Origin of the sequence: Chelatococcus composti, from assembly GCF_014201415.1 — a bacterium.
Taxonomy (GTDB): Bacteria; Pseudomonadota; Alphaproteobacteria; order Rhizobiales; family Beijerinckiaceae; genus Chelatococcus_A; species Chelatococcus_A composti.
In genome coordinates this window covers 159,681-177,571 of the sequence record NZ_JACHEH010000004.1, presented here as the reverse complement: position 1 = coordinate 177,571, position 17,891 = coordinate 159,681, and the positions used below count along the sequence as shown (strand labels likewise).

Genomic DNA, 17,891 nt, shown 5'->3' with positions numbered 1-17,891 from the left:
CCCCTGCCGGCAGGCAGGAGCGACGCGGGCCCGGGGCAGATCAGTAAATGTCGAAGTCGAAGTACTTCTCGCGGATCTTCTGATAGGTGCCGTCGGCCAGCACCTCGGCGATCGCCTTGTTGAACATTTCCTTGAGGTCAGTGTCTTCCTTGCGCACGGCAGCGCCGACACCGTTGCCGAAAAAGCGGACGTTGGCCTCGCGGTCGACGTCGCCGGCGAGCTTGCAGCAAGCGCCGTTGTCGGTCTTGAGCCACTCGGACAGCACGGTCTTGTCGGCGATGATAGCGTCGAGCCGGCCGCTGGCCAGGTCGGCGTTCGCCTCGTCCTGGGTGGGATAGAGCTTCACCGAAGCGCCGGCGTCGGCGAAGACCTCCTCGGCGTAGTTGGCGTGGATGGTCGAGGACTGGGCGCCGATCGTCTTGCCCTTGAAGGTGGCGGGATCGACGTTGTCGATCGGGCTGTCCTTCGGCACGGCCACTGACGGCGGCGTCTGGTAGTACTTGTCGGAGAAGTCGACCTTCTGCTTGCGCTCCTCCGTGATCGACATCGACGCCATGATGGCGTCGTACTTGCCCGCGAGCAGGGCGGGAATCATGCCGTCCCAGTCCTGGGCGACGATCGTGCACTTCGCCTTCATCTTCTCGCAGAGCGCCTTGGCGAGATCGACCTCGAAGCCCTGCAGGGTGTTGTTCGAATCGAAGAAGTTGAAGGGCGGGTAGGCCCCTTCGGTCGCGATGCGGATTTCCTTCCACTCCTTGGCGGAAGCGGCCCCTGTCAGGGCAAGGAAAACGGCGGCGACAGCGATCGGCAGACGCATTTCGGACCTCTGGAATCTTGTTTGGTGGCGCGGCCGCTGCATGCGGCTGGCTCTGTCGTGATGTTTCCACGATCGCGGCAATTCCGGCAAGGCGTGTGGATGTCGCGCTGCCGAACCGGGCCCGACCCGGGCAGGCGGGGCAGGCCCGCTGTTGACCGGGTGGGCCACCGGTCGCAATGTGCGCCCGTTTCAGGGAGACGCATGATGGTGACGCGGGAGACGATTCTGGAGCATCTGGCGAAGGTGGCGGGACCGGACGGCAAGACGCCCCTGCCGCAATCGGGGGCGCTGTCGGAAATCGTCGTACAGGACGGCAAGGTCTATTTCTCCATTGCCATCGACCCGGCGCGCTCCATGGAGCTCGAGCCCATGCGCCGGGCGGCGGAGGCGGCGGCGGCCTCGGTGCCCGGCGTCAGCCAGGCCATCGTCACCCTGACGTCGGACAGGCCGGCGGGCTCGGGGCCCGCGGCCCAGCCCCCGCGCCAGCCGGGGCCGCGCGCGGCTGCGGCGCAGGCGAAGGTGGCCGTGCCAGGCGTCAGGCACATCATTGCCGTGGCGAGTGGCAAGGGCGGCGTGGGCAAGTCGACCACCGCCTGCAACCTCGCGCTGGCGCTCGCCCGCACCGGCCTTTCCGTCGGCGTGCTCGATGCCGACATCTACGGCCCGTCGATGCCGCGTCTCTTCGCCCTCAAGGGCCGCCCGCAGGTCATGTCCGGCCGCACGCTCAAGCCGCTCGAGGGCTACGGCCTCAAGGTCATGTCCATCGGCTTCCTCGTGGACGAGGAGGCGGCCATGATCTGGCGCGGGCCGATGGTGATGTCCGCCATCCAGCAGATGCTGCGCGAGGTGGCCTGGGGCGAGCTCGACGTGCTTGTCGTCGACATGCCGCCGGGCACCGGCGATGCCCAGCTCACCATGGCCCAGGCGGTGCCGCTCGCCGGTGCCGTCATCGTCTCGACGCCGCAGGATCTCGCACTCATTGATGCGCGGCGCGGCATCGCGATGTTCCGTCGGGTCGACGTGCCCATCCTCGGCATCGTCGAGAACATGAGCACCTTCATCTGCCCCCATTGCGGCAATGCCTCCGAGATCTTTGGCCACGGCGGCGCGCGGCACGAGGCCGAGCGGCTTGGCGTGCCCTTCCTCGGCGAGGTGCCGCTGCACATGACGATCCGCGAGAAGTCCGACGCGGGCTTGCCTGTCGTGGTCAGCGAGCCCGACGGTCCGCACGCGCAGGCCTATCTCGACATCGCCCGCAAGATCGCGGCCGCTCTCACCGGCGGCACCACAGGCCGCGCTGCGCCGCGCATCGTGATCGAGTGACGCGCGACAACCTGGCGTGCCGTGCGAAAAATCCAGTGGCCCAAGACGAATTTCCGTCTTGAAACGGCGCGCGGACTGGCTTCTTGTGGCACGCCATACAGAGGAGAGCGGCAACAGAACCGCCAGGGCCAAACAGGAAAGCTCAGAGGAGAAGAACGGATATGAAGCGTCGCCAGTTTTTGACTGCGGCAGGCACGGGGCTTGCCGCCGGTGCGGTTGCCATGCCCGCCATCGCCCAGTCCATGCCGGAGGTGAAGTGGCGGATGACGTCGAGCTTCCCCAAGTCGCTCGACACCATCTTTGGTGCTGCGGAAGTGTTCGCTAAGGCCGTCTCGGAGGCGACGGACGGCAAGTTCCAGATCCAGGTGTTTGCGGCCGGCGAACTGGTGCCGGGCCTGCAGGCGCTCGACGCGGTGCAGAACGGCACCGTCGAGATGTGCCATTCCGCGTCCTACTACTATGTCGGCAAGGATCCGACCTACGCGCTCGGCACCGCCGTGCCCTTCGGCCTCAACGCCCGCATGATCAATGCGTGGTTCTACCACGGCGGCGGCCTCGAGGTGCTCAACGAGTTCTACAAGAAGTCGGGCATCTACATGCTGCCGGGCGGCAACACCGGCACGCAGATGGGCGGCTGGTTCCGCAAGGAGATCAAGACGGTCGACGACATCAAGGGCCTCAAGATGCGCATCGCCGGCATCGCCGGCCAGGTGCTGGCCAAGCTCGGCGCCGTGCCGCAGCAGATCGCCGGTGGTGACATCTACCCGGCGCTTGAGAAGGGCACGATCGACGCGGCCGAGTGGGTCGGCCCCTACGACGACGAGAAGCTCGGTTTCCAGAAGGTCGCACGCTACTACTACTACCCGGGCTTCTGGGAAGGCTGCGCTGCGCTCAACTTCTTCTTCAACGACGCGAAGTGGAACGAGCTGCCGCCGATCTACCGTTCCGTGCTGACGTCGGCCGCCGCGCGCGCCAACGTCGACATGCAGGCGAGCTACGATGCCAAGAACCCGGGCGCGGTGAAGCGGCTCGTGGCGAGCGGCGCCCAGCTGCGGCCCTTCCCGCAGGAGGTCATGGAGGCCTGCTATAAGGCGGCCAACGAGATCTACGAGGAGATCTCGGCCACCAACGCCGACTTCAAGAAGATCTACGACCACATGCGCGCGTTCCGCAACGACGAGTACCTGTGGTTCCAGGTGGCCGAGTACACCTACGACAATTTCATGATCCGCGCCCGCGCGCGCGGCTGATTGCCTGCCGCAAGCCGGCACTGAAGGCCCCGCCCTGGCGGGGCCTTTTGCTTTGCGCGCCGGGGGGCGCGGGCCTTTGCCCTTTTTCGGCCGGAGGGGAGCGATACCCACGGACGGGAACAGACTGCAGCGCATCCGTCACGACGAGCACGTCCTGAAGGAGGTCGAACGATGAAGCGTCGTCAGTTTCTGCAGACGGCCGGCGCCGGCCTCGTCGCCGGCACGGTGGCATCGCCGGCCATCGCGCAATCGGCGCCCGAAATCCGGTGGCGCCTGACCTCGAGCTACCCCAAGTCCCTCGACACGATCTACGGCGGTGCGGAGGTGCTGGCACGGGCCGTCTCGGAGGCGACGGACGGCAGGTTCCAGATCCAGGTCTTTGCGGCGGGCGAGATCGTGCCCAGCCTGCAGGCGCTAGACGCGGTACAGAACGGCACGGTCGAGATGTGTCACTCGGCGCCCTATTTCTACGTCGGCAAGGACCCCACCTTCGCCTTCGGCACAGCCGTGCCCTTTGGCCTCAACACGCGCCAGCAGAATGCCTGGTTCAACCATGCCGATGGCATGACTCTGCTCAACGAGCTCTTCGGCCGGTTCGGTGCCTACGGCCTGCCGGGCGGCAACACCACGGCCCAGATGGGGGGCTGGTTCCGCAAGGAGATCAAGACGGTCGACGACCTCAAGGGGCTCAAGATGCGCATCGGTGGCCTTGGTGGCCAGGTGCTTGCCAGGCTCGGCGTCGTGCCGCAGCAGATCGCCGGCGGCGACATCTATCCGGCGCTCGAGAAGGGTTCCCTCGACGCGGCCGAATGGGCCGGCCCCTACGACGACGAGAAGCTCGGCTTCCAGAAGGTCGCGCCCTATTACTACTATCCCGGCTTCTGGGAGGGGGGCGCCTCCATCCACTTCTTCATCAACAAGGCGAAGTGGGAGGAGCTGCCGAAGAACTACCAGGCCATCGTGCGGCAGGCAGCGGCATTCGCCAACGCCGACATGATGGAGAAGTACGACGCCAGGAATCCGGCTGCGCTCAAGAGCCTGGTGGCAGGCGGGGCGCAGCTTCGCCCCTTCTCGCAGGACATCCTGGAGGCCGCATTCAAGGCGACCAGCGAGATCTTTGACGAGATCGCCGCCCGCAACGACCTGTTCAAGCGCACCTACGAGTCGATGAAGCGCTTCCGCAACGACGAGTACCTGTGGTGGCAGGTGTGTGAATACACCTATGACAACTTCATGATCCGCAACCGCACCCGCGGATGACGGAAGCCCTCTGCACGGCTCTGCCCCGGCCGTCCGCTGCGGTGAAGGAAAGGCCCCGGGATCCGGGGCCTTTTCGTTCGCGTCACTCGATCTTCGGCGGGCCGAGGTCCAGCGGCGGCGCAAGGTCGTCGAACCCCGGCGCGAGATTCTCGAGCTGCTGCTCGAGCTGCTGCTCGTCGAGCTGCACACCCGCCGACCGGTAGTGCATGACCATCTGCGGGAACAGGATGACGAGCGCGACCATGATGATCTGGATGACGACGAAGGGCACCGCGCCCCAGTAGATCTGGCCCGTCGTCACGGGCTCCATGCGCTTGCCCGTCACCTTGTCGATGTAGCTCGTCTTCGGCGCGACTGAGCGCAGGAAGAAGAGCGCGAAGCCGAAGGGCGGGTGCATGAAGCTCGTCTGCATGTTCACGCCCAGCATAACGCCGAACCAGATGAGATCGATGCCGAGGCGCTCCGCCGCCGGCCCGATGAGCGGGATGGCGATGAAGGCCAGCTCGAAGAAGTCGAGGAAGAAGGCGAGAACGAAGACGAGGATGTTGACGACGATGAGGAAGCCGGTCTCGCCGCCGGGCAGCGCCAGCAGCAGCTCCTCCACCCACTTGTGCCCGTCGACGCCGTAGAAGGTGAGCGAGAAGACGCGTGCGCCGAGCAGGATGAAAAGCACGAAGGCGGAGAGCTTGGCCGTGGAATAGGTGGCCTGGCTCACGAGGTCCAGCTTGAGACGCCCCTTGAACAGGGCGAGCAGCAGGGCACCCGTGGCACCCATGGCGCCGCCTTCCGTCGGCGTGGCAACGCCGATGAAGATCGTGCCGAGGACGAGGAAGATGAGGCCAAGCGGCGGCACCATGACGAAGGTGACCTGCCGGGCGATGTTCGAGATCAGCCGGATGCCGGCGAAACGGGCGAGAAGGCCCGCGACGAGGGCATAGACCGTGCCGGCGATCAGGGCTTCCGTCGCCAGGGCCGCCGTCAGCCAGCCACCCTGACGCAGGACGACGTAGATGCCGACGAGGACGGCGGCGGCCACGGACGTCAGCACCACCCGCTGCGCGCCCAGGTAGTGGTCGAACAGCGCCGAGAGGAAGGCGACGACGACCGCGACCGACATGGAGAGCACGACGAAGTCGGCGCCGCCGCGCACCTCCGTCTGCGTCATCACGTAGTAGCCGACGAGGGCGGAGAAGATGACCAGCACCACGAGCTGCCAGATGCCGCGGGCTCCGTTCGGCTCCCGGTAGCCGATCGCCTCCGGCGGCAGGCCCGGCGCCATCTTCGGATTGATCATGCTTGAGAGGAAGATGTAGCCCGCGTAGAGCCCCGTCAGCACCAGGCCGGGGATGAAGGCGCCCTGATACATGTCGCCCACCGAGCGGCCGAGCTGGTCGGCCATGACGATGAGCACGAGCGAAGGCGGAATGATCTGCGCGAGCGTGCCCGAGGCTGCAATGATGCCGGTGGCCAGCCGCCGGTCATAGCCGTAGCGCAGCATGATCGGCAGCGAGATAAGGCCCATGGAGATCACTGAGGCCGCCACCACGCCCGTCGTCGCGGCCAGCAGCGCGCCGACAAACACGACGGCATAGGCGAGGCCGCCGCGCACCGTGCCGAAGAGCTGGCCGATGGTGTCGAGCAAGTCCTCCGCCATGCCCGACCGCTCGAGGATCAGCCCCATGAAGGTGAAGAAGGGGATGGCCAGCAGCACGTCGTTGTTCATCGTGCCGTAGACGCGCTCGGGCAGGGCCTGCAGGAAGTCCGGCGCGAAGAGGCCCAGCTCGATGCCGATGAGGCCGAAGATGAGGCCGTTGGCCGCCAGCGCGAAGGCCACCGGGTAGCCGAGCAGAAGGAAGACGACGAGCGCCGCGAACATGATCGGCGCCATGTTGTGGATGAAGAACTCCACCATGGAGAGGCTCCTGAAGCGTTCGCGGATTGTCAGGATCGGCCGGAGCCGGGATCGGCCCTGAGCTCCTGAATGAGCTGCTCCGCTTCCGCCAACTCGGGCGGAACGTCGGCGTCGGCATGGGGATCGTCGATGTCGCCGCGCAGCACCGCGATGCGCTTGATGAGTTCAGAGATCGCCTGCACCAGCAGCAGGGCAAAGCCCAGCGGCACCAGCATCTTGGCCGGCCATTGCGGCAGGCCGCCCGCATTGAGCGACTGCTCATTGATGGCGTAGGAGCGCTCGGCGAACGGGATCGACGTGAGCAGCATCACGATGCACAGCGGCAGGAGGAAGAAGATTGTGCCAAAGAGCTCGATCCACTGTCGCACGCGGGCCGAAAGGCGGGCATGCACCACGTCGATGCGGATGTGCTCGTTGACGATCAGCGTCCACGGCGAGCACAGCAGGAACACGGCGCCGAACAGAACCCACTGAAGTTCGAGCCAGGCATTCGACGATATGTCGAACGCCTTGCGGATGACGGCATTAACAGCAGAGATGGCGATCGCGACCACGATCAGCCAGGCAAGCCAGCGGCCAATGCGCGTGTTGACCGCGTCAATGGCCCGCGAAATCGCAAGTAGAATCGACACGTGACATCCCTTCTCGGACCGTTTCCTACCTCTTGCCCGAGGTTTTCCTCTGGAAATGGCGGCCATTCAACGGGTCTGGCGCCCGCCGCCCGCAGGGGGTGGTAGCGCATCCCCCGGTTACGTACAAGATATGCGCCGGCCCTGTCCTGCACCGATGGCAGGCATATTAGACTATCGTCTAAAGCCTATCGGCTGCGCCCGGCGCGGCCGAAGCGGTGGCCGGCGAAGCTGGCGACGATGCAGATGGCCATGACGGCGATGAGCGCCGTCGGCGCCGCGACCACCACCGCACCGGTGATGAAGGAGACGAGCGCGCCGAGCCCGAGCTGCAGCGCGCCAGCGACGCCAGAGGCGGTGCCCGCCGCTTCCGGCCTTGCCGACAGGGCCCCGGCGGTCGCGCCGGGCATGGTGAGGCCATTGCCCACGGCATTGACCACGAGTGGCAGGAACAGCGTTGTCGGCGTCCAGGGCATCGCCGCAATGAGGGCGATCTCGGCGAGGATGGCGGCGAGCGAGAGCACGGTGCCGATCGTCACCATGAGGTCCGTGCCCATGCGCAGCGCATAGCGGCCGGAGATGAAGTTGCCGACCATGTAGCCGAGGGCTGTCAGCGCAAAGAAGGCGCCATAGACATCGGCCGAGTGGCCCATGCTTTCCACCACCACGAAAGGCGCACCGGCGATGAAGGCGAAGAAGGACGCACTCGTGAAGGACAGGGAAAGCGTGTAGCCGAGGAAGCCGCGGTCGCCGAGCAGGAGAGGGAAGGCGCGCAGCATGTCGCCAACACTGGTCAGATGCGTCTTCGGCGCCGTCTCGCCGAGCACGGCGAGCGCATAGACGAGCACGGCGAGGCCGAACACCGCCTTCGCGCCGAAGATGGCGCGCCAGCCGAGCTGCGCGTCGATCACCCCGCCGACGAAGGGCGCCACCATCGGCGCCACCACCATCACCATGGTGAGATAGCCGATGCGGCTCGCCGCCTCGTCCCTGCCGGAGGTGTCGCGCACGATGGCGCGCGCCAGGGCGAAGGCGGTGCCGCCACCGGCCGCCTGGACAACGCGGGCGGCGAGCAGGGTCACGGTGTCGATCGCGAAGGCGCCCGCAAGGGAGCCGATGGTGAAGAGGACGACACCGCCGATGACGCAGGGCCGGCGGCCGAAGCGGTCGGAGATGGGGCCGATCACCACCTGCGTGACGGCGACGGCGAGCAGATAGAGCCCGAGGGTGAGCTGGATTGTGGCGTAGTCGGTGGAGAACGTGCGCGCCAGTGCCGGCGTCGCCGGCGCGAGCACGTTGAGCGCGAAGGGTTGCAGAGCCGACACCGCCACCAGCACCGCGAGGCTTGGACGCGGCGGCGCCGAAACCTCTCCGGGCGGGAGGGGCCGGTTCACGGCTGCCCCGCCGGCACGGGTTCGGCCTGTCGCTGCGCGGCTTCCCTGGCGCGCGCCTCCCGCATGCGCACCCGCTCGCGGTGGATCGTGTAGACACCGGCGGCGACAACGAGGCCCATGCCGGCCATGGAAAGCACGTCGGGCAGTTCGCCCCAGACGAGGAAGCCGACCAGGATCGCCCACACGACGACGCTGTAGCGGAAGGACGAGACGAGCGAAACGTCCGTGCCGCGGCAGGCGACGATGAGGCAGTAGTTGCCGACGGAGACGAGCACCGCCGCCACCGCGAGGAAGATGGTCGCCCGCGTGTCGAGAGGCTGCCACTCCTGCGTCGGTGCCAGGACCAGGCCGACGAGGGGGACCGCGATGGCGCTGGCGATGGTGACGAGACCGGTCGAGACGTCCGCCCGGATCTGGCGCGTGACGAGGTCGCGCATGGCTGCGAGTGCCGAGGAGAAAAGGGCGATCAGCGCCCAGGCGTCGAAGCCCGTCATGTCCGGCTTGACGATCAGAACCACGCCGCAGAAGCCGACGAAAATCGCGCACCAGCGCCGCCAGCCGACGGTCTCGAGGCCGAGGACAGCGGCGAACAGCGTCATCAGGATGGGCGTCGCCTGCAGGATGGCGGTGATGTTGCCGAGCGGGATGCGGGCGAGCGCGGTGATGAAGGTGAAGGCCACGCCCGCCTCGAGGAAGGCGCGCAGCAGGAGCATCGGGTTGCCGAGGCTGCGCCACTTGCCGACCTGGCCGAGCGCGAGGGCGAGCACGATCGCTGCGACGACGGCGAAGACGCCGCGCACGACGAGGATCTGGCTCGCCGGATAGGAGGTGGTGGCGAGCTTCACCAGCGTGTCGTTGCCGCAGAAAAGCGCCATGGCGCTCAGCATCGCGACGATGCCGCGCCGGTTGTCGGCAGCCGTGGCCAAGACAGACTCCTCGAGCGATACTGCGGGCGATGATTACGCCGCTTTGCCCAGCCGGTCGAGCTTGAAGAGGTCGAGGTCGAATGCAGGGCGTGCACCGCAGGCCAGATCTGCGAGAATATCTCCGATGGCGCTGGCGAACTTGAAGCCGTGGCCCGAGCAGGGCGAGGCCACGACGACGCGCGGGTCGCCCGGCAGCGTGTCGATGACGAAATGCTCGTCCGGCGTGTTGGTGAAGAGGCAGCCGCGCAGCGACATCACAGGCCCGTCGGCGGCCGGGAAATAGTGGCGGATGCCCGTGCGCAGCGCTTCCTCGTCGCGCGCGGTCGCCTCGCGCGGCAGATCGTCTGCCGCCCCGGTCTCGTTAAAGTGGTGGTAGAGGCCGATCTTGAAGCCCGGCATGCCCCACTGCGGGAAGACGTAGAAGTGCCCGTGCTCGGTGAGGAGGTTGCCGACGGGGAAGCGGTCGAGTGCGAAGAGCTCGGGATCCTTCGGCCAGAACCAGCCGATTACCTGCCGCTCGGGCACGGCCTTGCCGGCGAGCGCCGGCACCATTTCGCCCATCCAGGCGCCAGCCGACAGGACGAGCCGCTCGGCGTGATAGGTGCCCTGCGGCGTGCGCACACAAACGCCTTCGGCGGTTGTCGACCAGTCGAGCACGGGCTCGCGCGCCCGGATCTCGGCGCCGTGGCGCAGCGCCAGCCACACATGGGCGAGGATGGCGCGCTCGCTCGCGACGAAGCCGCCCTCCGCCTGGTAGACCGCGGAATAGCCGTCCGGCAGCCGCCAGCCGGGAAAACGCCGAGCGAGCTCCCCGGCCGTCAGCTCCTCATGCTCCAGCCCGTGCGCGATGCACGAGGCGAGCGAGCCTGCCGCCACGCGGCTGCCGCGCGGGCCGGCATCAATGGAGCCGGTGATGAAGAGCAGCTGCTCACCGTGCGCCTGCTCGGTCTCCCGCCAGAGGCGATAGGCATGGCGCAGCAGCGGGACGTAGTCTGGATGCTCGAAATAGGCGAGGCGGATGATGCGGTTGACGCCGTGCGACGAGCCCATGCTGTGGCCGATGTCGAACCGCTCGAGGCCGAGCACGCGCTTGCCACGCCGGGCGAGCTGGTAGGCGGCGGCGCTGCCCATCCCGCCCATGCCGACGACGATGACGTCGTAACGCTGCCCCGCACCCATCGGCTCCTCCGCATCAGGACGACCGCCCGGATCGGCGGCACGGCGATTGATCGCGAAGAAGGGGCCGGGCGTCAACCGCCGGTGACGCTCATGTGCCGTCCGACGGCTGGCTGGCGGCGGCGCCGGTCGATGACGAAGTCGTGGCCACGCGGCTTGCGGGCGATGGCGCGCTCGATCGCCTCCTCCACCGGCCCGTCGCTGGCGGAGGCGCGCAGCGGTGCGCGCAGGTCGGCCGCGTCTTCCTGGCCGAGGCACATGTAGAGCGTGCCGGTGCAGGTCAGTCGCACACGATTGCAGCTCTCGCAGAAATTGTGCGTCATCGGCGTGATGAAGCCGAGGCGCCCGCCTGTCTCCCGCACGCGGACGTAACGCGCCGGGCCGCCGGTGCGATAGTCGATCTCCTCGAGCGTGTAGCGCTCGGCGAGCCGCGCCTTGACGAGGGAGAGGGGCAGGAACTGGTCCACCCGCGCCGGCCCGATCTCGCCAAGCGGCATCACCTCGATGAGCGAGAGGTCCATGCCCCGCCCGTGCGCCCATTCCATCAGCGAGGGGATCTCGTCCTCGTTCACGCCCTTGAGCGCCACGGCGTTGATCTTGACGGCGAGGCCCGCTTCCTGCGCCGCATCGATGCCGGCGAGCACCCTGCTGAGGTCGCCCCAGCGCGTCAGCGCGCGAAAGGTCGCGGGCAAGAGCGTGTCGAGCGAGACGTTGATGCGCCGGACGCCGCAGGCCGCGAGGTCGCGCGCATGGCGGGCTAGCTGCGTGCCGTTGGTCGTCAGCGTCAGCTCCTCCAGAGCGCCACTCTCGAGGTGGCGGGAGAGGGAGGCGAACAGGCGCATGATATCACGCCGCACCAGCGGCTCGCCGCCGGTGATGCGCAGCTTGCGCACGCCGCGGCGGATGAAGACGCTGCACAGCCTGTCCAGCTCCTCCAGCGTCAGCAGGTCGCGCTTGGGCAGGAAGTGCATGTCCTCGGCCATGCAGTAGACGCAGCGCAGGTCGCACCGGTCGGTCACCGACACGCGCAGATAGGTGATGGCCCGTGCGAACGGATCGAGGAGCGGCAGGGCAGGCCGGACCTCGCCCCGGTCGAGAACTGTCGTGTCGGCCAAACCGTCCTCCTCCACCCCCGCTCTGGCGTCTTTATGGATACCAATTTAAGGGTGATTGCCGGGGCATCAATCCCGGATCGGCACTTGCGGCAGGAAAGCCGATCACAGTTGTGCGGGGATAACGGATCGATGGAAAGCATCCACTGGCCGAGCGAGATCCGCCTGGCGAAGGACCGCCGCCAGCTTCTCGTGACCTTCGAGGACGGCCGGCAGTTCACGCTCGCGGCCGAATACCTGCGCGTCTCGAGCCCGTCCGCCGAGGTGCGCGGCCACGGGCCGGGCGACCGCAAGACCGTGGCGGGCAAGAAGAACGTCGAGATCATCGGCGTCGAGCCCGTCGGCCGCTATGCCGTCAAGCTCGTCTTCGACGACCTGCACGACACCGGCATCTACACCTGGGACTATCTCTACGAGCTCGGCAGCGACTTTGAGGCCAGGTGGCAGGCCTATCTCGCCGAGCTGGAGGAGAAGGGGCTGTCGCGGGAGCCGCCGAGGAGGCGGTGAGGCACAAGGCAGAGGCGTTTCGCCATGAAGAAAGCCGGCCGCGCGGCGGCCGGCTTTGTCGTGAAGGCAGGGAAGCTGCGGCTCAGCGCATCACTATGACCTTCGTGCCGACACGCACGCGGTCGTAGAGGTCGATGACGTCCTCGTTCATCATGCGGATGCAGCCGGAGGACACCGCCTGGCCGATGGTGTCCGGCTCGTTCGAGCCGTGGATGCGGTAGAGCGAGTTGCCGAGATAGAGGGCGCGCGCGCCGAGCGGGTTGTCCGGACCGCCGGGCATATAGCGCGGCAGGTCGGGACGACGCTTCAGCATCTGCGGCGGCGGGCGCCAGTCGGGCCACTCGCGCTTTGCCGTCACCGTCTTCACGCCGCTCCAGGTGAAGCCCGGGCGGCCGACGCCGATGCCGTAACGGATGGCGCGGCCGTTGCCGAGCACGTAGTAGAGGCGCCGCTCGGAGGTGGAGACCACGATGGTGCCGGGGGCGTGGCGGCCGTTGTAGGGCACGACCTCACGCGTCACCGGGCTCGCCTGCAGCTGGTACTGGTCGGTCTCGTGGAGCGGCTGGCGTGTGAGGGGATCGATCTGGTAGGCGCTGGCCGGTGTGGCTGCGAGAGCCACAAGGCCCGTTATGGCAAAGAGAATGCCGCGCATCGGTTGCCTCGATGGGTGTGCGGGAATCGAGAGTGACAAAAGGCTGTCAAAAGTTCCGCCTCGAGGCCAATGTGTCGAAACATCGGCTATCGTGCAACGACAGCGTGACGTTTCCGCGCCCAAATCATTGTGAACGCCGGGGTGCGTGGCGGCGCTGCCACACTTTCCGCCGCCGTTGTTGGAGCGGCGTAAATGAATACTCAACACTCCGCGCCGTATTTTAGTCGTATCTGACTAAAATGGGGTCAATCGACATGGCGGATCCGGCGAAATCATTGCATGGCGCGCAGGCCGATGCGGCCGGGGCGCGCGTCCGCACGCTGGCGGCCAACCTTGCCGTCGTCGGCCTCGACAGCGCCCTCGTCGTCGCCGAAGCAGGCGCGCAGGGGCCAGGCACGGTCGAGGCGGCACGCCGCCTCGGCAGGCTGGCAGACCGGCTGGAAAGGGCGGCGCGACCGCTCTTTGCCCAACCGGCCGCGGAGCAGGCTGGCGACCGCTGGCAGGCCGCGGTCGAGGTGGCGGAGGAGGCCTCGTCTGTCGCCGGCGCGCTGCTTGCGGCCGCCGCTGCGGCGCGGCGCGCGGCAGACGGCGAAGGGGAGGGGCACACCGCATCCGTGCCCGTCGCCGCCACGCCCCGGGCGATGGCAGCAGGACGGCGCCTTGCAGCCCGTTCGCTGGACGCGCGCCGCATCGTCTCCTGGCTGCGCACCAACGCGCCGCGCTGACACGGCGCGCCGACGATATCACGCGCTAGCCACCTCTGTCGCAACGAAGCGGGCCGTCTTCACGGGGCGTCCATGCCCCCGCATGCCAGGTCAGGCGCGCGGGTGCATCCGCAACCCGGCCGCGAAGCAGGACTGCCCGCGTAAAATGTGTTCGGTAAAATGCGTTCGAGCGCGAGGGTAGATGAATGGTGGGCGTGACAGGGATTGAACCTGTGACCCCTCCCGTGTGAAGGGAGTGCTCTCCCGCTGAGCTACACGCCCGAGCCATAGCGTTGCCTGCCGCTGCAGGGCTCGTAACGCGCCTTCTATGGGCAGTGCGCGCCGGCGTCAAGCGAGGAAGCGCACAATGTCACGTTGCTCCTGTGAAAAGCCCGCGCTACTGCTCGTCCCGTAGTCGATCCAGAGGGATGAATGCGGCTGCCGCGTCTCCTTGCCGTCCTGGCGCTGGCCTATGCGCTCGCCCTGCAGGCCATGCTTGCGGGGATGGCCGCCGTGCCCGCCGCCGCGGCGGAAGGTGCCGGCTCCTCCCTGGGCCTTGTCTGGTGCACGCCTGGAGGCGCAGATGCGACGACCGGGGACGAGGCCCCCGCCGCCCACCACGATCTGCATTGCATCCTCACCTGCGGCCAGCTGACGCCCGGCTCCGCGCTCGTCCCGGCGGCCATGCCGTCGGCGATTCCTGTCGCCCGGCCGGCGCACGACCGGCCGGCGCTGCCACTGGCCGAGCCGCTGTCGCGGCGGGACCTGTCCCGCCTCAAGCCGGCACCGCGCGCGCCACCGGTGATCTGATCCCGATTCACGCATCTCGAGCCAACCGCGGCGAATGCGGATGACGGACGGCACACGATGCCGCCGCCCGCCCGCCGCCATCGGAGATCAGGTTGATGACATCGCTTTCTGTTGCCGGCTTCACTGCGCAACTTTCCGCTTCCCGCCGCCGTGTCCTCGTCGGCGCGGCAATTCTTGCCACCGGTCTTGCGGCTTTCGCCGGCGGCGCCTCGGCGCATGGCTACAAGGCCGGCGCCCTCAGGATCGGCCACCCCTGGTCGCGCGCCACGCCGGCCAACGCTCCTGTCGCAGGCGGCTACATGACCATCGAGAACACGGGCGATGCCGATGACCGGCTCGTCGCGGTGAGCGCCGAGATCGCCCCGCGCGGCGAGATCCACGAGATGAAGATGGAGGGCGACGTGATGAAGATGAGCCCGCTGCCCGACGGGCTCCCCATCAGGGCGGGCGAGACGGTGAAGCTCGCTCCCGGCGGCTACCATCTCATGTTCATGCCCCTGGCGCGGCAGCTCAAGGAAGGCGACACCTTCAGGGGCGAGCTCGTCTTCGAGAAGGCCGGCAAGGTCACGGTCGAGTTCAAGGTCGAGGGCATCGGCGCCCGGGGCGACGGCAAGGCCGATAGCCACAAGAACCACGCCAACCATTGAGGAGCTGCGCCATGAGCCGTTTGCGCATCATCCTGTGGAGCCTCGTGGCCGTCATCGCGCTGCTCGCGGGCGCCCTGTGGATCGTCGGCGACCGTCTCATGGCGCCCCAGGGCGGACGCATGATCGGCGCCGCCAACATCGGCGGGCCGTTCACGCTGACGACGCACGACGGCAGGAAGCTGTCGTCTGCCGACCTGGCGGGGCGGCCCTTCGCCGTCTTCTTCGGCTTCACCCACTGTCCGGACGTCTGCCCGACGACGCTCTTCGAGATGTCGGAGAACCTGAAGGCACTCGGGCCCGACGGCGACAGGCTCACCGTGCTGTTCATCACCGTCGATCCCGAGCGGGACACGCGGGAGCTGCTGGCGACCTATCTCGAGTCCTTCGATCCCCGCATCATCGGCCTCACCGGCACGCAGGAGGAGATCGACGCGGTGGTGAAGGCCTACCGCGCCACCTATCAGCGCGTGCCGACCGAGGGGGGTGGCTACACCATCAACCACACGGCCTCGGTCTATCTCATGGACCGGCAGGGGAATTTCGCCGGCACGCTCGACTATCACGAGCAGCAGGAGACGCAGATGCGCAAGCTGCGTCGGCTCATCGAGCGCTGAGCAGCCGTCACGACCGGGCGAGGGACGTGCGGCGGGACAGGGCCGTCGCAGCGTCCCACAGGTGGTCGAAGTGCTCGATGATGGTGTCCGGGTCGAGCTCGCTCACCGGCGTCATGGTGTAGCCGAAGGGCACGGCCACGACCGGGATGCCGGCTGCCTTGGCGGTGGCGATGTCCGTCTGCGAATCGCCGACCATCACGGCTGCGTCCGGTACACCGCCCGCAGCTTCGATCGTCATCGTCAGATGCCGCGGGTCGGGCTTGAAGAAGGGGAAGGTGTCGCGCCCGCAGATGGCGTGGAAGCGCGGTGCGATGCCCAGCGCCTCAAGCAGCATGACCGAGTGGCGCTCGACCTTGTTGGTGCACACGGCGAGGCGCCAGCCCGCAGCCTCGAAGCGCTCGAGTGCCTCCGCAACGCCCGGAAAGAGCCGGCTCTCCACCGCGATGCGGCCGGCATAGACCTCGAGGAAGCGCTGGTAGAGCGTGTCGAGATGCGCTGCCGAGACGGTGCGGCCGTTGGCCGCGATGCCCCGCTCGAGCAGAGCGCGGCCCCCGGCGCCGACGAGGTCGCGCGCCCTGTCGAGGGGAACGGGCTTCAGCCCCTCCTCGACGAGGATGAAATTCAGCGTCGCAATGAGATCGGGCGCCGTATCGGCCAGGGTGCCGTCGAGGTCGAAAACGATGGTCGCGGTGTGGGACATGGAAGGAAGGGCTAGCCGATGTGGCCGGTGCGGGCAAGCCCGCGGGGCCTGACGGCTGCATCGGTGCCAACGGGGCGATGGTAGAATGCCAACGCGATTCGCCCGCATCGGAGTTGTCATGACGCCCATCGCGAAGTTTTCCGCGGCTGCCGTGCTGCTCGCCGCCTTCGTCCTGCCCGCCGAGGCCAACCAGTTCGAGTTCAAGGCCGCCCCGCAGACGGACCTCAACCGCATCTACCGGGTCGACCGGGTCACGGGTGAGGTGGGGGCCTGCCAGTACGGCCTCAAGGAAGGCACCATCGGCGTCACCTTCTGCTATCCGGCGGGCGAGGGGGCAGGGCCGCAGACGCCGGGCGAATACGGCCTCGTCGCCTCGAACCATCAGAAGGAGGCAGGCGTCTTCCGCGTCAATTACCGCACCGGGGAGATGAGCGTCTGCTACGTCTTCAACGACCACGTGGTCTGCACGCCGCAGGCCACCAGCGGCGCGGCCGCGAGCGGGGGCGGCAGCGGCGAGCAGCCGGCCGGCGGCGACAGCGGGCAGCGCGGCACGGGCGCGCGCTGAGCCGCGCTGCCTTTGCGCTGCCCGATGCGCGTGTTAAAGCGGCGGGACATGAGCGGGCCGGCGCGCGCATCCAGTCAGGCATGCAGGGCGCCAGCCGGCAGATTCAAGGCGGATCGTTGGAATGAATGCCGAAGAGATGAAGCGCTCCGCGGCCGCGCGGGCAGCCGAGCTGGTCCGGGACGGCATGCGCCTGGGCCTCGGAACGGGGTCGACCGCCCGCCATTTCGTCGCCATCGTCGGTGAGAAGGTGCGGGCCGGGCTCAAGGTTGTCTGCGTTCCCACCTCTGAGGCGACACGCATGCAGGCGGAGGCGGAAGGCATTCCGCTCACCACGCTCGACGAGACGCCTGCCCTCGACCTTACCGTCGACGGTGCCGACGAGCTGGACGACAGCCTGCGCCTCATCAAGGGCGGTGGCGGCGCGCTCCTGCGCGAGAAGATCGTCGCGGCCGCCAGCCGGCGTATGGTCGTCATCGCTGACAGCTCCAAGCGCGTGGACGTTCTCGGGCGCTTTCCGCTGCCCATCGAGGTCAATCCCTTCGGCCTGCGCGCCACGCAGGAAGCCATCGCGCAGGTTCTCGCCAGGCGCTGGCCCTCGGCGTCGCTGACGCTGCGACGGGGGGCGGACGGCAACCCATTCGTCACCGATGGCGGGCACTACATCCTCGATGCCGCGCTGCAGCGCATCGAGGAGCCGGAGGCGCTCGCCGGCGAGCTCGTCGCCATTCCGGGCGTGGTCGAGCACGGGCTCTTCCTCGGCCTCGCATCCGGGGCGATCATCGCCACGGAGCAGGGGCTCGTCGAGCTCGGCGAGCTCGGCTGAGACCGCGGGACGGGATATTGACTTCGATTGCCGTTCCGTCGTTCTGATCGCAGCCATCCGCACGACATGC

The 17,891-nt window shown here is 67.8% G+C and carries 19 protein-coding genes and 1 tRNA gene; 10 read left to right on the top strand and 10 right to left on the bottom strand.

Going from position 1 to position 17,891, the window contains the following annotated elements; all coding sequences use genetic code 11:
* Positions 1-40: 40 nt before the first annotated feature.
* Positions 41-817, bottom strand: coding sequence for an ABC transporter substrate-binding protein (locus tag HNQ73_RS09570; RefSeq protein ID WP_183334623.1), 777 nt, complete (start codon positions 815-817; stop codon positions 41-43).
* A gap of 201 nt (positions 818-1,018) precedes the next feature.
* On the opposite strand from HNQ73_RS09570, the gene apbC reads away from it, so the two are divergent.
* From apbC to HNQ73_RS09555, 3 genes are all read left to right on the top strand, one after another.
* Complete coding sequence (gene apbC / locus HNQ73_RS09565) at positions 1,019-2,140, top strand: iron-sulfur cluster carrier protein ApbC (protein ID WP_183334622.1); 1,122 nt, start codon at positions 1,019-1,021, stop codon at positions 2,138-2,140.
* A 161-nt stretch (positions 2,141-2,301) separates the two neighbouring features.
* Complete coding sequence (locus HNQ73_RS09560) at positions 2,302-3,390, top strand: TRAP transporter substrate-binding protein (protein WP_183334621.1); 1,089 nt, start codon at positions 2,302-2,304, stop codon at positions 3,388-3,390.
* 171 nt (positions 3,391-3,561) lie between these two features.
* The gene (locus tag HNQ73_RS09555; RefSeq protein ID WP_183334620.1) at positions 3,562-4,650 is read left to right on the top strand and encodes a TRAP transporter substrate-binding protein; all 1,089 of its coding nucleotides are present in this window, start codon (positions 3,562-3,564) and stop codon (positions 4,648-4,650) included.
* Positions 4,651-4,732: 82 nt separating this feature from the next.
* Here HNQ73_RS09555 and HNQ73_RS09550 read toward each other — a convergent pair whose 3' ends face one another.
* The 6 genes from HNQ73_RS09550 to moaA form a co-directional block, all read right to left on the bottom strand.
* Positions 4,733-6,562: a TRAP transporter large permease gene (locus tag HNQ73_RS09550; protein WP_183334619.1), complete on the bottom strand. Its 1,830-nt coding sequence runs from the start codon at positions 6,560-6,562 to the stop codon at positions 4,733-4,735.
* 29 nt (positions 6,563-6,591) lie between these two features.
* Positions 6,592-7,194, bottom strand: coding sequence for a TRAP transporter small permease subunit (locus tag HNQ73_RS09545; protein WP_183334951.1), 603 nt, complete (start codon positions 7,192-7,194; stop codon positions 6,592-6,594).
* Between the two features lie 185 nt (positions 7,195-7,379).
* The gene (locus HNQ73_RS09540; protein WP_183334618.1) at positions 7,380-8,585 is read right to left on the bottom strand and encodes a multidrug effflux MFS transporter; all 1,206 of its coding nucleotides are present in this window, start codon (positions 8,583-8,585) and stop codon (positions 7,380-7,382) included.
* Positions 8,582-9,511 (bottom strand): DMT family transporter, encoded by a 930-nt coding sequence (locus tag HNQ73_RS09535; protein ID WP_183334617.1) that lies wholly within the window; start codon positions 9,509-9,511, stop codon positions 8,582-8,584. The genes HNQ73_RS09540 and HNQ73_RS09535 overlap by 4 nt, the downstream gene beginning before the upstream one ends.
* Before the next feature lie 33 nt (positions 9,512-9,544).
* Entirely contained in the window at positions 9,545-10,690 is a 1,146-nt protein-coding gene (gene solA, locus HNQ73_RS09530) for an N-methyl-L-tryptophan oxidase (RefSeq protein ID WP_183334616.1), read from the bottom strand.
* A 71-nt stretch (positions 10,691-10,761) separates the two neighbouring features.
* Entirely contained in the window at positions 10,762-11,802 is a 1,041-nt protein-coding gene (moaA, locus tag HNQ73_RS09525; RefSeq protein WP_183334615.1) for a GTP 3',8-cyclase MoaA, read from the bottom strand.
* A gap of 129 nt (positions 11,803-11,931) precedes the next feature.
* Here moaA and HNQ73_RS09520 point away from each other — a divergent pair, with 129 nt between their 5' ends.
* The gene (locus HNQ73_RS09520; protein WP_183334614.1) at positions 11,932-12,306 is read left to right on the top strand and encodes a gamma-butyrobetaine hydroxylase family protein; all 375 of its coding nucleotides are present in this window, start codon (positions 11,932-11,934) and stop codon (positions 12,304-12,306) included.
* An 82-nt stretch (positions 12,307-12,388) separates the two neighbouring features.
* On the opposite strand, the gene HNQ73_RS09515 is transcribed toward HNQ73_RS09520, so the two are convergent.
* Positions 12,389-12,958, bottom strand: a complete 570-nt coding sequence (locus tag HNQ73_RS09515; protein WP_183334613.1) for a L,D-transpeptidase — start codon at positions 12,956-12,958, stop codon at positions 12,389-12,391.
* Between the two features lie 254 nt (positions 12,959-13,212).
* Here HNQ73_RS09515 and HNQ73_RS09510 point away from each other — a divergent pair, with 254 nt between their 5' ends.
* Positions 13,213-13,683, top strand: coding sequence for a hypothetical protein (locus tag HNQ73_RS09510; protein WP_183334612.1), 471 nt, complete (start codon positions 13,213-13,215; stop codon positions 13,681-13,683).
* 186 nt (positions 13,684-13,869) lie between these two features.
* On the opposite strand, the gene HNQ73_RS09505 is transcribed toward HNQ73_RS09510, so the two are convergent.
* Positions 13,870-13,944: transfer RNA gene (locus tag HNQ73_RS09505), tRNA-Val, on the bottom strand.
* Between the two features lie 150 nt (positions 13,945-14,094).
* Here HNQ73_RS09505 and HNQ73_RS09500 point away from each other — a divergent pair.
* From HNQ73_RS09500 to HNQ73_RS09490, 3 genes are all read left to right on the top strand, one after another.
* Positions 14,095-14,472: a DUF2946 family protein gene (locus HNQ73_RS09500; protein ID WP_183334611.1), complete on the top strand. Its 378-nt coding sequence runs from the start codon at positions 14,095-14,097 to the stop codon at positions 14,470-14,472.
* A gap of 95 nt (positions 14,473-14,567) precedes the next feature.
* Entirely contained in the window at positions 14,568-15,119 is a 552-nt protein-coding gene (locus HNQ73_RS09495) for a copper chaperone PCu(A)C (RefSeq protein WP_183334610.1), read from the top strand.
* An 11-nt stretch (positions 15,120-15,130) separates the two neighbouring features.
* On the top strand, positions 15,131-15,733 hold the full coding sequence (locus tag HNQ73_RS09490) for an SCO family protein (RefSeq protein ID WP_183334609.1): 603 nt from the start codon (positions 15,131-15,133) through the stop codon (positions 15,731-15,733).
* A 7-nt stretch (positions 15,734-15,740) separates the two neighbouring features.
* Here the strand turns inward: HNQ73_RS09490 and gph are convergent, their stop codons facing one another.
* Positions 15,741-16,433: a phosphoglycolate phosphatase gene (gph, locus tag HNQ73_RS09485; protein WP_183334608.1), complete on the bottom strand. Its 693-nt coding sequence runs from the start codon at positions 16,431-16,433 to the stop codon at positions 15,741-15,743.
* 118 nt (positions 16,434-16,551) lie between these two features.
* Between gph and HNQ73_RS09480 the strand changes: the two genes are divergently transcribed.
* Together HNQ73_RS09480 and rpiA are read left to right on the top strand one after the other, a co-directional pair.
* A complete protein-coding gene (locus tag HNQ73_RS09480) occupies positions 16,552-16,998 on the top strand; it encodes a hypothetical protein (protein ID WP_244650055.1) in 447 nt (148 codons plus the stop codon).
* A gap of 121 nt (positions 16,999-17,119) precedes the next feature.
* Positions 17,120-17,821, top strand: coding sequence for a ribose-5-phosphate isomerase RpiA (gene rpiA, locus HNQ73_RS09475; protein ID WP_183334606.1), 702 nt, complete (start codon positions 17,120-17,122; stop codon positions 17,819-17,821).
* Positions 17,822-17,891 lie beyond the last annotated feature (70 nt).